At 60.9% G+C, this 14320-nt stretch carries 13 protein-coding genes; 4 read left to right on the forward strand and 9 right to left on the reverse strand.

Going from position 1 to position 14320, the window contains the following annotated elements:
• Positions 1-189 precede the first annotated feature (189 nt).
• Entirely contained in the window at positions 190-2295 is a 2106-nt protein-coding gene (locus JNB85_RS21220) for a calcium-binding protein (RefSeq protein ID WP_220336265.1), read from the reverse strand.
• Between the two features lie 332 nt (positions 2296-2627).
• Positions 2628-3848: an acyltransferase family protein gene (locus JNB85_RS21225; RefSeq protein ID WP_220336266.1), complete on the reverse strand. Its 1221-nt coding sequence runs from the start codon at positions 3846-3848 to the stop codon at positions 2628-2630.
• A 454-nt stretch (positions 3849-4302) separates the two neighbouring features.
• Between JNB85_RS21225 and JNB85_RS21230 the strand changes: the two genes are divergently transcribed.
• The 4 genes from JNB85_RS21230 to JNB85_RS21245 all read left to right on the forward strand — a co-directional run bounded on the left by JNB85_RS21230 (position 4303) and on the right by JNB85_RS21245 (position 7741).
• The gene (locus tag JNB85_RS21230) at positions 4303-4494 is read left to right on the forward strand and encodes a hypothetical protein (RefSeq protein ID WP_220336267.1); all 192 of its coding nucleotides are present in this window, start codon (positions 4303-4305) and stop codon (positions 4492-4494) included.
• Between the two features lie 821 nt (positions 4495-5315).
• Positions 5316-6788 carry a calcium-binding protein gene (locus JNB85_RS21235; protein ID WP_223216571.1) on the forward strand — a complete coding sequence of 491 codons (1473 nt, stop codon included), beginning with the start codon at positions 5316-5318 and terminating at the stop codon, positions 6786-6788.
• Positions 6789-6940: 152 nt separating this feature from the next.
• Positions 6941-7204, forward strand: a complete 264-nt coding sequence (locus JNB85_RS21240) for a DUF982 domain-containing protein (protein WP_220336269.1) — start codon at positions 6941-6943, stop codon at positions 7202-7204.
• A gap of 276 nt (positions 7205-7480) precedes the next feature.
• Positions 7481-7741 (forward strand): hypothetical protein, encoded by a 261-nt coding sequence (locus JNB85_RS21245; protein ID WP_220336270.1) that lies wholly within the window; start codon positions 7481-7483, stop codon positions 7739-7741.
• Positions 7742-8066: 325 nt separating this feature from the next.
• Here the strand turns inward: JNB85_RS21245 and JNB85_RS21250 are convergent, their stop codons facing one another.
• The 7 genes from JNB85_RS21250 to JNB85_RS21280 all read right to left on the reverse strand — a co-directional run bounded on the left by JNB85_RS21250 (position 8067) and on the right by JNB85_RS21280 (position 14307).
• On the reverse strand, positions 8067-9713 hold the full coding sequence (locus JNB85_RS21250) for an SGNH/GDSL hydrolase family protein (RefSeq protein WP_220336271.1): 1647 nt from the start codon (positions 9711-9713) through the stop codon (positions 8067-8069).
• Positions 9714-9786: 73 nt separating this feature from the next.
• Positions 9787-10074 (reverse strand): hypothetical protein, encoded by a 288-nt coding sequence (locus JNB85_RS21255; protein ID WP_220336272.1) that lies wholly within the window; start codon positions 10072-10074, stop codon positions 9787-9789.
• Entirely contained in the window at positions 10067-10477 is a 411-nt protein-coding gene (locus tag JNB85_RS21260) for a Bbp16 family capsid cement protein (RefSeq protein WP_220336273.1), read from the reverse strand. Before JNB85_RS21260 ends, JNB85_RS21255 begins: the two co-directional genes overlap by 8 nt.
• 62 nt (positions 10478-10539) lie before the next feature.
• The gene (locus JNB85_RS21265) at positions 10540-11574 is read right to left on the reverse strand and encodes a major capsid protein (protein ID WP_220336274.1); all 1035 of its coding nucleotides are present in this window, start codon (positions 11572-11574) and stop codon (positions 10540-10542) included.
• Between the two features lie 6 nt (positions 11575-11580).
• Positions 11581-12285: a hypothetical protein gene (locus JNB85_RS21270; RefSeq protein WP_220336275.1), complete on the reverse strand. Its 705-nt coding sequence runs from the start codon at positions 12283-12285 to the stop codon at positions 11581-11583.
• A complete protein-coding gene (locus JNB85_RS21275) occupies positions 12269-12622 on the reverse strand; it encodes a hypothetical protein (protein ID WP_220336276.1) in 354 nt (117 codons plus the stop codon). Before JNB85_RS21275 ends, JNB85_RS21270 begins: the two co-directional genes overlap by 17 nt.
• Positions 12622-14307, reverse strand: a complete 1686-nt coding sequence (locus JNB85_RS21280; RefSeq protein ID WP_220336277.1) for a portal protein — start codon at positions 14305-14307, stop codon at positions 12622-12624. The genes JNB85_RS21275 and JNB85_RS21280 overlap by 1 nt, the downstream gene beginning before the upstream one ends.
• Between the last annotated feature and the right edge of the window lie 13 nt (positions 14308-14320).

The following is a 14320-nucleotide window of genomic DNA, read 5'->3' on the forward strand; positions in this document are numbered from 1 at the left end:
GGTTTGGCACAGGTAAGCTTTCGCACCTGATCGAGGCTTTCTTCAATCGTGCTGCAAACCAGCAGGAAGGACTTACGGCGCCGGACCGGCATCCATCCTCTTCCCTACGTGGTCTTGCCGCCGAAAGATATAACGGCTGTCACACTCTGCAGCCGTCGCGGCAACCGCCGGCAGCCCAGCCTCCGGCTCTCACACCAGAACGATGTCGCCGTGGTCGAAGAAGGCCTTGCCGGCGCCGAGGAAGGCGATGTCCTGCGCCGCCTGGCCGCCGGCGCCATCTGCGTCGTAGGAGAGGTTGCCGCTTGCGGAATTGTAGATCAGCTGGGCGTGATCGGCGGTGGCTGACGCGCCGTATCTGGAGGCGATCATGAAGGCGTCCGCATCCAGGATGCCGTCATGATTGCTGTCGAGACCGGTGAAGGCGGAGCCGAGCCTGATCTTGTCGTCGGCATCGAAATCCCAGATGGAATCCTTGTTGGCGGCGCCCATCTCGTTGAAATAGAAGGTGTCCGCGCCGCCCTTGCCGTAGAGGCTGTCGATACCGGCGCCGCCGGAAATGGCATTGGCCGAGGCGTTGCCGGTGATGAGGTTTGCAAGGCTGTTGCCGGTGCCGCCGATCGCGCCAGCGCCTTCCTTCAGGCGCAGGTTCTCGACGAAGGCGTGATCGTGGAGATCGACGCTGATCGTCGCCTGGATCGTGTCGGTGCCGCCATCGGCCGTTTCCACAGCGCGGTCGCCGGCATTGTCGATGAAATAGGTGTCGTTGCCGCTTCCGCCGAACATCCTGTCGGCGCCGGCGCCGCCATCGATATAGTCTGTGCCGCGTGCGCCGTAGATCGTGTCGTCGTTGACGGTGACGAGCGGCTGGCCGGCGAGGGTCGCGCCCGGTGCGATGAAATCGTTGCCTTCGGTCCCGTGGATCGTCGCGCCGACGATGCTCTCGTCGGCTCCTGATATCGAGAATCCGATGCTCTGCGTGGCGCTCGCCCCGTGGCTGTCCCGGATCGTCAAGTCGAACTTGTCCTCAACCGCGGCACCTTCCGCCAGCGCCTGGGTCGCCGGCCGGTCATTGTCCAGCAGGTAGGTCACCTCTCCGGTCGCCGTGTTCAGGATCGCCGTGCCGTAAATGCCGGAAAGGCTCCATTGCCCGCCGCCGAGATCCGTCCAGCCGTCGGTGACGTAGGCGATCGTATCGCCCGCATCGGGATCGGATGCCGTCAGCTGCAGGCTGGCGGTGTCGATGCCGGCGCCGTCGCGGCCGGCTTCGACGAGGCCGCTGCTCACAGCCCCTGCCGACAAGAGGGGGGCGCTGTTGAACGGCTTGAAGATGCCGGTTTCCCAATCGTAGACGCCATCGAGGAAATACAGCTTTTCGACATGCGCGAGCGTGTCGGTGCCTTCGGCAACGCTCGCGACCGTGCCGAGCAGCCGGTTGATCGCATAATCGGCGAAGGAGCCCGCGTAATTCGCCGTGTCGGTGCCTGCGCCGCCATCGAACCTGTCGTTGCCACCGGCGCCGGTAAAGATATCGTTGCCAGCGCCGCCGGTGACGATATCGGCGCCGCTGCCGCCACGAAACTGGATCTGCTCGATGCCGCTGATCGTCGTGCCGTCGCCCAGCGACTGGACGGTGGTCGTCGGAAGCGACAGGTCGAGCTTCAGGCCCACGGTCGCAGCGCGCCGATCCAGCACAAGAGAGTCGTTGCCCGTTCCGCCGTCGATGATGTCGACAGCATCGACGGCGGAGACGAACTTGTCGTCGCCGCTGTAGCCGATCAGCGTGTTGTGGCCCGACCCGCCGATCAGCACGTCATTGCCGGCGCCGCCGTCGACGTAGTCGTCGCCGCCGTTCCCTTCCAGCGTATCATCGCCGTTCCAGCCATGGATCTCATCGGCCAGCGCGCCGCCGACGAAATGGTCGCCCATGTATCCGCCTGTGATGTTCAGGCGCTCCATATTGACGATGACGGTTCCTTCGCCGAGGTCCTGCGGCGTGGCTATCTTTAGGGCCGTGGAAATATCGATGTGCTCGACGACATATTCATAGCTGCGCTTCAGCGCCAGCGTATCGATGCCGCCGCCGCCGTCGATATAGTCAGGCCCTTCATGGCGCCATGACTTGATCGTGTCGTCGCCCGCGCCGCCATAGAGCCGGTCGGAGCCGGCACCGCCATCGATTATGTCGTTTCCGCCATTGCCGTAGATGACATCGTCGCCGACAAGGCCGATGATCACCTCGGCGGCGTTGCCGCCAATCAACGTATCGTTTCCATCCGTTCCGGTAATCGTCGGCATCCGCACGCCTCCAAAAACGTTCCGCTGATTCTGCGGCGCATCCTAAGCAGAATTGGCCGGGAGGCCATCTGAGTTATTATCCAGAAGATCTCGCAATAATTTCGATGCTTCGAATATGTGCGATTCCGGTGCAGTGGATCGCGCCGATGCCTGCAAACATCAGGATATGATATCGCGATTATGGCGATCTGAAGGATGTGATGACAGATGCAACGCAATCATGAGTCGAACGACATGCGTCGGATCCGCGGAGGCGTCGAGCAGGCATAGGCAGGCAGCAAGGGAAAGGTCACGACACGCGCAGCCCATATGGTGCCTGGCCCTGCGTATTCTTATGCCGGCGCTTGCCTGCGCGTCAGCAGCCGTCCGACCTGGTCCGATGGTCTCTCGACGGTCCAGAATGCAAGCTGGGCGACAACCAGGCTGATTGCGATGATGCCGGTTACGAGCAGGCGATTGTCCACGACGCCATACCAATGGCGCAGAGTGAAGAGGAGCAGCGGGAGATGAAACAGATACAGGCTGTATGAGACATTGCCCAACCACAGGAGCGGTGCGCATGTAAGAAGCGGCTGCGCCTTTTCATGTCCGATTGCGGTGCCGATCAGCGCTACAGAAGCGATGCCATAGATCAGCTCGGCCGCAGGGGCGCCTGCCGGAGCCGACATCAGGCAGAGCGCGGCACAGGCAATGACCCACACGTTCAACCTGTTGGTAAACGTGGCGAGCGTCTGCCGGTGATGGAAGCAGATCGCACCCACTGCGAAGAAGAGAGTGTATCCTGCCGTGTCGAATACCGATGCGAGGAGGCCTCCCTGGAGGACGAAACGACCCGCGATCTGACTGGCCAGCCAAAGCGAGATTCCTGCGCCGAGCGCGACGCGCCAGTTCCAGATGGCAAACAAGGCGATGAAAGGAAATAATACGGAAATTCGAAGTTCGTGAACAAGGCTCCAGATGACGTTGTTCAATTGAATGTCTGCGTCTCGTCCCGTCATGGCGAGATGCCCGGCTATAACGTCAGGAGTCGGCGCAGCGGTCCAGGAAGTCGTGTTGAACCATATGGTCAATCCCGGTATCGGCCCCGCCGGCGACAGCAGGAACAATGTCACGGCAAAGGCGATGGCGATGGCAAACGGAAGATATATCCTGCAGAACCTTCGTATGAGGTAGCCCTGGTAGGACATGCTCTGCTTTTCCAGGCTGGCCGCCAGTACAAATCCGCTGAGGACAAAGAAAAGGACGACTGCCGGTCGGCCATTCGCGAAACCCCGCAAAGGCGTGTATTCTACCCAGGTTTCCCAATGTGCCCAGCTTGAGGGATCAAAGGCCTTCAAGCCTGCTTCCGATCCCGGAAAGGCCAAGAATAGGTGGTGCAAAACCACAGTGAACGCTGCGATCCCGCGTAGCGCGTCCAGTTGTTTATATCGCAAGCTCCGACCCCTCTGACCTCGATATGCAGCATTGAGTACACCACGAACCTGGCATCCGCAACGTACGTTCGTCTCAGCTTGGAGGCACCCGATGTCTTCCTGGTGTCGATGCGATGACATAGCAAAGCAGCGCCTTCGACACATAAGCTGCGGAGAGCGGTGCAATCTGGCCAAGACGATTCCGAATGCTGCCGGAAACTCGTGATCGTCAGATGCATACCTGAAAGCCAAGTATCTTATAGTTCGGCATCCTGATCTATATTGACGATATTCTGGAATAGCCCAAAAAAAGTCGCGATCAAGGGCTCGACTCCCGCGAGAAAATTTCTACTGTTGGTTAGCGCAGTAGTGGGCTTAAGTTTCCGGATCGCGCGAAGCTGCGCTGTCTTCGAAAATATTTCGGCCGTATTGTGAAAATCGTCATCCAGCAGCTCCCGGCGCTGGATGTATAGAATTGATCTTTCATGATAACCTTAATATTTAACCGCTTCCTATTGCTGAAATTGACAGGGCGTATCTTTTGGTTGACGGATAGGCTCTCAAATAAATTATTTATTTTCGCAGGGGGCGAACAATGAACATGATGCATAGAGGCAATAATTCTTCCGAAAATACACCTCAGTACGTAGACGATCGTATTGCCGTGCTTGTGGCTGCACAGACTAAGCTTGAGAAGCCGCAGACGACAAATGAAGACGTCAAAGAGGCAGTAAAAGTTCTGCTGGCGGAAACGATCGCACAGCTGCGGCATTCAATCGAGTATTGAAGTCGGGTTATGAGCTGGCGGTCGTGAGGCCGCCTTGCAGTTTGTCGGTAAAGTCTCATCCGTCAGGCTCGGCCTTGTGCCGAGCATCCGACCATTGCAATTCTCTTGACGAGAAAGCAGTCGTTTTTACCTATTTGACCCGCGGGCGCAGATCCTCAGCACAAGGCGGAGGGTGACATCGCGGGTTTTGCAATGGTCTGTCGGCAGCCTGCCGGTGGCCGTCAAATCGCCGGTCTCTGCTGGCCCAATCGAAGAGCACACCCAGGGATAGCGGCGAGTTTAATGCGGCCGATCTTGGCCACCGATTGAGCTGGCTATCTGCCGCCATGGACCGGATGGCTCTGCCGTTTCTTCAACTTCGTTCGTTTGCCGGCAATGTCACGCGCGTCACGCCGCGCTTCCGTTTGCCATAGGCGCTGTCGCGTTTCCTGTTCCCTGGGAATTCCAAGGGGTTGGGCGAAGGATCGCCGCGCCTTCCTGTCGGTGAGGGCGTCGCGCGGGACAGCAACTTCTACGCTATATATTACTATATTTTCAAATATTGCGACGCAGCAACAGCGTTAAGAATTTCTTACTTCGAGCTTTGACTTCTGGTTGTGGCTGTGGAAGAAATCCCCCGACTGCAGAATTTTTTGGGGGCTTTTATGGGAACGATTATTCTTACTCAGACTGGAGAAGAATCCTTCGGCCAGTTTATCGATGGCACGACATTTACGGGTGGGTCTTCCAATACTTCGCTGGCGATAGGTTCTTTTGATACGTCTCTGGGGCTTACTCTCGGATCGGGACCCTGGTGGCTTTTTGAAAATAACAGAGCGAAAATGGGCGAGGCTTTCGACAACGGCCAAGCCTCCGATACACCGCTGAATGCCTTTGTAACCGGCTCGATGGTTTTTGCCTTGGGGAGCAATGGCAATGATCACGTGGAAGTGTCGGATGCAAATTATGCGGCGATAGTGACGGGTGCGGGTGACGATTACATCAAGGCAAGTGGTTTTGCCGGATCCGCATATTTGGACGCGGGCGCCGGCGCCGACACGATGGTTGGAGGATCCGAGATCGACACATATGTGGTCGACGACGTCGGCGATCAGGTTATCGAGCTTGGCGGCAGCTTTCGTTTTGGAGACGCCGTTGTCACATCACTTTCGACCTACACCCTCGGAGCGAACATCGAAAACCTCTCTCTGACAGACGGAGATGCTTCGGGCTACGGCAACGAACTCGATAACAACATCACCGGAAGCTCGGGCAACAACGTCATCGACGGCCGCGCGGGCAACAACTATCTCTTCGGCGAGGAAGGCAATGACAAGTTCCTTGTCACAAGCGACTCCTCACGCAATTCCGTTTTCGGCGGCACCGGCGACGATACGCTGGTGTACAAGCAGGGCTTGGGCGGCGGAGAGCTTCCCTGGGCGATCGACCACGGCCAGTCAGCCATATTCGACGGTGAAGACGGCAACGATTCTGCCGCGCTGGACTTCTCGCTCGCCCAGCAGGTCACAGCAACCGTGAACGGCGACGCCGTCGTCTACGATATCCTCGGCGCCGACGGTTACCATTCGACCGTCTGGCTGACGTCGGTGGAGCGGGTGACGATCACCGGTTCTGCGGCTGCCGACACCTTCTACGGCGCGTCCGGCAATGACTGGATCGACGGGCGCGGCGGCGCGGACACGGTGCATGGCTCGGCCGGCGACGACGGCTACGTCTTCGACAATGCCGGCGACCGGGTGGTCGACGAGGCGGCCGGTGGCGGTACCGATACGATCTGGGCGACCGTCAGCGTCGATCTCAACGACGATGCCTATGTCGAAAACCTGCGCCTGAACGGCACCGCCAACATCAACGGCACCGGCAACGGCCTTGCCAACACGATTACCGGCAATGCCGGCAATAACGTCATCGCCGGCGGCGCGGGCAATGACAGCCTTCATGGCAAGGGTGGGGCCGATACGTTCCATTTCAATGAAATGGGTGCGGCCAACAAGGACTCGATCTGGGATTTCGATGCCGACGACAAGATCTCGCTCGGCAATGCCTTTACGGGTCTCGATCTCGACAATAACGGCGTGGTCGATGCCGCGTCCTTCGAGATCGTCAACAAGTGGGGCGCAGCCGGCACCAAGGCCGGCCCGGAGCTGATCTACAATGCCGCGACCGGCGTGCTCTCCTACGACGCCGATGGCGCCGGCACCGCCCATGCCGCCCAGGACATCGCCTTCATCGGCGCGCATAAGGCATTCTTCGACAATGCCGACATCCTGGTGAACAGCTCGCTTCTCGTCTGAGGAGCGCAGCTACCGCATTTGAGACGACGGCCGGCCTTTACCGGCCGTCTTGTCATCCAGCCACGGGGCCAACGGCAATTTCCAACCCCGGCGTGCAGCGGCATGACTTTTGCAAGGTTACCGATGTGTTAGTTCGTCGGGAACCAAGCGTCATGAAATGGGACACTTCGGCATTGTTCGATCCGGTCATCCTCGTCTTCAAGGACGGGAACAAGCATCTGATTGTCCGAACGGTGGGGGAGGCCGCCAACGCGTTGATGAGAGAATGGCCATCCGACGATGGCGAGGAGTTCCTGTCTGCCGTCAAAGCCTGTCTGGACGTAATGACCGGCAAAGCCGAGACCGATGAACTAAGAGCGGCTATCATCCGGGCCGCAGACGAAGCGGGTATTACGGCCCTTTCTATTCTTCATTGACCTTAAGGAGCGCACCGGCGATTGCCGGTCGGCGCCGATGAGCGCGGTAGACCCGCCGCGATGCCCAAGCGCTGACGAGGTGATGGTGGGCAAGGCCTGTCAGCTTGAGGGATCGGCCTCTGCCTGCCCCGCAAAATGCCTGGGGCAGTGGGTCTTTAACCTTACCGGTTGACCTTAACCGGACTTTCCCTCGATCCTTGCAGTGTCGCGCGATTTACGTGCAATTTGCAGCCTGATACCGCTTCCTCTGGGTTGAAATTTCTGGGGTCAGGTCGAATGGGTATCGAGCGGTTATTTGAAGAAGCGCAGCAGGTTTATAATATAGACGAGTTGATACAGGCCGCTCCTGCCGATAGGCGCGAGCTTTCCAGTATTGCCATCTCAAAGGACACGATCGTCAACGAAGCGATCTCGCCTGAGCGCTCAGACGTCCGCGAAGAAGAGGGGCGGTCCATGAGAGATATCCATCTAACGCTGCAGATGGCAATGGCTTTCATCGCGAACGTCTTCGGCAGGAAAGTTCTTGCTGGCAGATAGCGGTAGGGATGCCGAAACCGATCGTCTCATGTTGATGGCGCTGGCGGCCTGATTACCGCCGAAGCGCAACTCGCCCGCTGATCCATCACACGAAAGGATTGTGAGGTATCGGACTTTAGTCCGATTACAGACCTCGGTCCGTCCGCTACTTTCTATCCAGCTGTCCGTTCAGAGTCAGCGTGTAACGTGCGTTCAGAGTCAGCTTGAAAAGGGTGTCCCTCCCTGACCGGGGGACGCCCTTTGCTTGAAATGAGGATTCCGCCCCTCCTCGCCGAATAGAGCTGTTATCTTCATGCTTCCCCTTTGACGTCAGGAGAATCTCCGGCTAGGCGGCCAAATTCCAAGCTAGCCTCGGACTGCCGATCTTGCGAATAATCGGTGCGCCGATCTTGGCAATTCCGGTGCCGCCGGTGTTGCAGAGGTGGCGGAGAACCACGAGGTTGTCGAGGCGCAGGTTCGTCATCGTCAGCCCGGTCGGCAGCCAGAGCTTGGAGCCGCAAACGAGCGAGCGTCCGCGCCCGCCGATATAGTTGCCGGTCGTCCAGCCGCCGCCTGTCACCGTCACCGTGTTGGCGACCTGAACCGGGCCGCGGATGGAGCTGTCGAGATAGTCCCAGCCTGCCCAATCGTTCAGCTCGACCGGTATTTCGATCTCGAGCCAATCGCCGGCCACGAGGCCGAGTGCGGCGAGGGTGACCGAGGAGGTCGTGCCGTAGGTCACCGTATGGACGGCGAGGCCGTCGTTTACCGGCGTGATGGTGACGACCTGTTTCTCATTGCCGGCCGCGACGACTTCCTTGCTGCCGACATAGGTTGAGGTGCCGGTTCCCCGGATGAGGCGCATGTTTGCAGACACGTCGCCGGTGACGTTGGTTTTCGTGCCGCTCGTGCCGGGCGTGCCCTTCTGCGGGAAAATATTATAGGCCGCCAGCGGATCGAGCGATCTCGTTTCCCCGGCTGAAACCATGGCGCGCAGGATCGGCAGGAGAATATCCGCGCGCCTTGCCATAAGCTCCGGCTTGGGATGCAGGCCGTCGACGAACATGGCCGGCGGGATTCCCGAGGCCGGGCCGTCGAGCGCGAGCGTGTCGCACAGGGTGACGCCGTCGCGGCCCTCCTGGTTCAATATCCAGGCGTTGATGCCATCGAGGATGCCGGGCCATTCCGGGCTGTCGTTAACGGGATCGTCATTCAGCGTGCTGGTCCAGCTCAGCGTCTGCAGGACGACGTGGATACCGGCGTCGGTGAGCCGCTGGAGCTGGCTGTCGAGGTCCGCAATAACAGCCGCAAGGCTCCTGTTTCGGACGATGTCGTTGTAGCCGATGTCGACATAAACGATGTCGGGCTTCTGGCCGAGCGCATAGGCCGTACGCGCCAGCGTGCCGGGAAACTGCACTTCCTGGCCGGGCACGGAAAACAGGCAATCGCCCGATTTGCCGCCCATGGCGCCGGAGAAGGCCGCAAAGGAGCTGGGCGCGAAGAACGGGTGGCTCAGCTCGGCGAACATATCGATATTGAACCGGCCGTCCGCCGCCTTGATCCATGAAAGCACCGTTCGGCCGTTTTCGTAAAAGCCCTGATGGCCTTGCGTTGCCGTCTGTCCGGCATTGAAGGTCTGCTGAGTCCCCAGCCCGATGAAGCTGTGGCCGAGGCCCATGATCTTGGCGCCAGCTGCCAGAGGCAGGGCCGGCAGTGGTACGGCGACATTTGCGCCCTTCACAGGTACGACCGGCGCGTTGCCGTAGAGGCGGCGCCCGTCCGATATCCTGACGGCGCCGAGCACGGGCAGGTCGTTATAGACGGCCGCGCCATCGGCGACGATATCGACGCCCAGGACAGGCCTATTGTCGGAAAACGTGGTCGTGTCGCCGACATCGCGGATGCCGATGACCGGGCGGTTGTTGAACATGCGCGTGCCGTCGGCAACGATGACGACGCCCTGGACGCGCTGCATATTAAAGAGTTTCGCCATCGGTGCTCTGCCTTCGCTCGAAGAAGAAGAGAGCGGCCGAAGCCGCTCAAGTTGGCCTGCCGATCAGAGGATGTCAGTCGCCAGGCTGGGAGGAGTTCTGGACTTCGGGCGGCACCCAGTCCGGTGCAGGGCCGCCAAGTGCGTCCTGCACGCCGTTGCCGGCTGGCTTGGCGGCCGGCTTTTTCTCGGCCGGTTCCGCTTCCGCTTTGCCAGCGGCCTTGCTGCCTGGATGCGCAAGCCGCACCCATTTCGGGCGGCGCTTCTCGTCCTTCCAGAGCGCGTCCGGCAGGCTGAAACGCTCGCCGGGTTCGCGCCGGATGCTGCCGAAATAGCCGCGCTCGTTGGCGACGACATCAACCATGCGAGGGAACCCCAGCCGTGAAGCCGGCGGTGATCTTGCCCGTGGTCGGTGCCGTGCCGGTCACCGTGTAGAGCAGGCGCAGGTAAGGCTCATCCGTGCCGCGCGGAACGTGGCTCGGCGGGATGATCTTGCCGGCCTTGAGGTCGGCGAGGTTGAGGGTCGTGGTGATGACCGATTTCGGCGAGGCGAAGGCCTCGTTGTCGTCGGTCTGGATGGTCACAGCGAGAGAGGTGAGGTTGTTGAAGCTCTCCACCACCTGCATGAGGAAGGGGATCGGTTCGCCCTTGCCGATATCACGGGTGAGGCCGGCCTTGATCGGGCCGAGATGGATGACGTTGGTGCTGGGGCCGGTCGCGGTGATCGCCTGCGCGTCCGAAAGCAGCGTCTGCCGGTCGAAAATCATGTCGAATGCCTTTCGTTAGATTGGGGAACGCCCGCCGCTTGGGACGGCGGGACTTGAGACGATCAGGCGAGCGCCGGAACGGCGGCTTCGGTGTTGAGGATGGCGTCGGTCTCGCGGATCGGGATGCCGCGATAGAACTTCACCTCCTGGCCCTCGACGAACTGCGTGGTCAGGTGCACCGTGTTCTGCCGGTCGGAGGTCAGCGCGCGGTCTGACGACTGCACGTCGAGCACTTCGAGCACATCCTTGTTCATGTAGATGGCGATGCGGCTTGCCTTGGCGTTCAGGCGGCGCGACTGCAGGCGGTAGTAGCCCTTGCGCAAGAGCGACCAGAGATCGACGGTGCCGGCCATCATGTCCGATACGTCGATGTTTGCAACGCGGGCGTTGTAGCGCCAGTCCTTCACGGCCGCACCGATATGCCAGGTGTAGAGCGTCTCCTTGGCATAGTAGGGGTCGCCATTGGCATCCAGCACGCGCTGCTCGCCCTTGTCGTCGATCTTTACGCCCGCCTTCGTGCCCTTGGGATAGAGCAGGTGGGTGGCATGGTCGCCCCAGGTGACGAACCAGATCGAAGTATTGTCCGCACCCGTGCCGCCGCCGTTGACCACCTGATTGGCGATGTTCGGCTGCGCCACGTTCGGCAGGTTCGGATTATAGGCGGAGTAGCGGGCGGACAGGCCCTTGAACTTCTCCGGCGTCGTTGCCGTATCATGATAGAAGAGGCCGGATGCCATTTCCTGGCTCAGCGACTCGATGAAGGGCATGGTGTCGACCAGGCGGGCCTTCGCCTTGTCGGGTGCCAGATCGAGCAGGCGCATGTCGATTTCGGAGCGGGCATGCACGAAGCCCGTCGTATCGTCCACCTGCTGCATCGTCGCCTTGGACTGCTTGATGCCCTGGTAGAGCCGGCCCCAGGAGACCGAGGGCAGGCCGGTGCGCACCATATGGCGGTGCACGGCATCCATGTTGCATTCGACGGCCATCGCGTCGTCGAGGATGGGGTTCTGCTGGGAGAGAAGCTCGATGACGGCGCCTTCGGCAGAGCCTTTGTATGCGTCAACGAGGTTGGGGTAGTAGCTGCCAATGGTGGCCATGTCTTATCAGCCCTTCGGTGCGTCTTTGGGAAACATCAGGTGCGCGGTTTCGGCTTTCCTGCCGTTTCCGCCCGCGCCGCCGTTCGGTGGGTTGTCCTCCTGGATCATCGATCCGACCTTTGCGAAAATTCTGATCATCTCGGGGTGGTTGCCCCCGCCGCTGGAATTGAGGTACTCGCGCAGCGCCGGCGTGCCTAAGCGAGAGAGCGCGCGCTGGGCGGAGCCCACGGTGCCGGCCCATTTGGCGCCGCCGATCTCGCGGTCTTTCCGCGCCTCGTCGGCCCAGCCCTGCACACGGCCGGCCCAGGCTTCGCCGGCTGCCTTGCCGCGCCGGCCCTGGATCTCGATGAAGCGGTCGGCGAGCTGCTGCGCCTGCCGGTTGGTCAGGCCGAGAGCGTGGAAATCAGGGCCGAGGGCGTCGATCAGCTCCTGATCCACCTCGATGCCCTCGGGCATGGTGAGCTGATAGCGGCCATCGTCAGGCACGCGGTCATCAGGATCGTCGCGAGTGCTATCGTCTGGTTTGCCGCCGTCGCGGTCTTCGGTTTCGGCGTGGTGATCGCCACCGCTGTCACCATCCGGTGATGGCGCGTCCTCGGGGAAGAGAATGGTTTCGGGCGCAGCGCTTTCACCGCCACCGCTGCCACCGCCGCCTGCGCCTTCGGCGCTCATCGCGATCTGCGGCCGGCCGATCTTAAGCATCAATGTCATGGTCTTCGCCTTCCTCACTTGCGGCGCGGCTTGCCGCCGCTGCCTTGTCTGTCGCCTTGAGATCCGCGATCGCCAGCAGCAGGCGCGGATAGAGCGTCGGGTCTATGCGGTCGAGCTCGGCGATCAGCCGCCGGCCGGCGCCCTGCTTGCCCAGCGTGTAATGCGTGGCGTTGACGAGCTCTCCCGCATAGGCTTCCTGGTAGATCGCGCATTGCTCCAGCATCCAGAACAGCACGCGCTTACCGGAGGCGGTGGCGAAGACCTCACGAAACGCTGTGGTGATTTCCTCTCGCCCGATGGTTTGGGGGATGGATGGTTGATCCTTAAAATGGCCCATCAGGCGAGCCCCAGCTGGCGCAGAAGTGCAGCGCCGTTCGGGTTGTCATTGGCGTCCGCCAGCACCTGCGCGGCCTTGGCGCCCTGGTTGAGGGCGGGCGCCACCTGCGAGGCCATTTGCGCCGTCTGCGCCGCCTGCATCTGCTGGGCGCGTTGCGAGCGCAGATCCTCCACCTTGTCATCGGCAAGGATCATCGAAGGCGGGGCGCCGATCGCATCGAAATAGAGATCGATCGCCTCATCGACATCGAGCTTGTCGAGCGCTTCCGGCTTGACCGCCGAGACCTGGCCCATGAAGGCGACGCCGCGCTCGATCGCGCCTGTCGCGACCGCCTGCTGCGCCTGCGCGAGCGTGGAGATATATTCCACCTTCAATTCCATGCCCTGCAGCTCCGGCGGGGGCAGAGGCAGCTCGTCGCGGGCGGCGAGAATATCGAAGGTGCGGTCGATGGTCGGGCCGAGTTGATCGCCGAAGACATTTTCCAAGACGGGGCCGAGCTGCAGCAGCTGCTCTTCCTTGCGCTGCGTCAGCTCGAACTGGTTGCGCGGCTGCACGCCTTCCATATTGGTGATGGCGAAGAAGAGATCGGCAAAGAAGGTCTTTTCGATGCGGTTCTGCACTTCCTGGATATCTTCGCGCAGCTCCGCGAGGCTGAGGTTCACCTCCATGGCCGGGCGGAACCCTTTGCCGGTCGGATCATCCACGTAGTTCACGGCCCCCGGCAGCAGCGAGGCCGGGCTGTTCTGCATCGAAGTCGGCGCGTTCATCGGCGGGCGCACCTTCTTGTCGATGCCTTCGAGCTTTCGCGTCTGTTCGAGCTGCAGCATTTTGATATCGCTCAGCGCCTTCTGGCCGGGCGACAGCGCGTAATGATCGTCCTCGGAAAGCTCCCAGGCGGGCGCGATGATCGGATTGCTGTCGAAGCCGCTTTCTTCCAGCAGCTCGGAGCCGAGCTCGTCGATCCAGTAGTTGGAGAGGAAGGCCTTGTTGCGCTTGTCGATCAGTCTGGGGTCGCGGTCGTAGCGCGGTTCGATGGCGTGATAGACATCGAAGCACTCGCCGTATTTCGACGAGTCATAGAGGCTGCGCAGCCGCTCCGGCACATTGTCATAACCGAAGCGCTCGATGATGCGCTGCACGCTCCAGCGGAAGGTGCGGTAGAGGGTCGTCGCCTTGCCCTTGTGATCTCGCGCGAGCCAGAAGCGGCCATGCACCAGCTGCTGCACGCGGATGACCGTCTCCTCATCTTCGACGATGATCGCCACGGACTGGCCGAACTGGCCGAGATCGCCATAGCCGATATGGAAGGCGCGGTAGAGATTGGAGGCTGCAAACACCTCGCGCATCTTGTCCTGCACGGCGGCGAGATAGACTTTTACGGAATCCTGCTTCTTCAGATCGGGATCGAAGGTCGTCAGCCGGAACCAGGGCCGGGCGGGCGAGGTCAGCCCCGAATGCATGCCCGATTTCAGCGTTTCATAGGCATGGGTGCCGGTGCTGTCGATGATCTTCTCACGCGAGCGCGGGCCTTCGCGGCCGGAATGCAGCCTCAGCCGCGTCGGCTCGATATGCTCGGCCAAAGCCCGCCATTCGGCCTCCCATGGCTGGCGAACCTCTTTCAGTTCGGCGAGCCGGCGGCGGTGATAGGCAATTTGCGTCTCGTTGTCGCGACGAAGATTTTCCATTGATGTCTCCGCC

The organism is Rhizobium mesosinicum, assembly GCF_019511345.1.
GTDB lineage: Bacteria > Pseudomonadota > Alphaproteobacteria > Rhizobiales > Rhizobiaceae > Rhizobium > Rhizobium mesosinicum.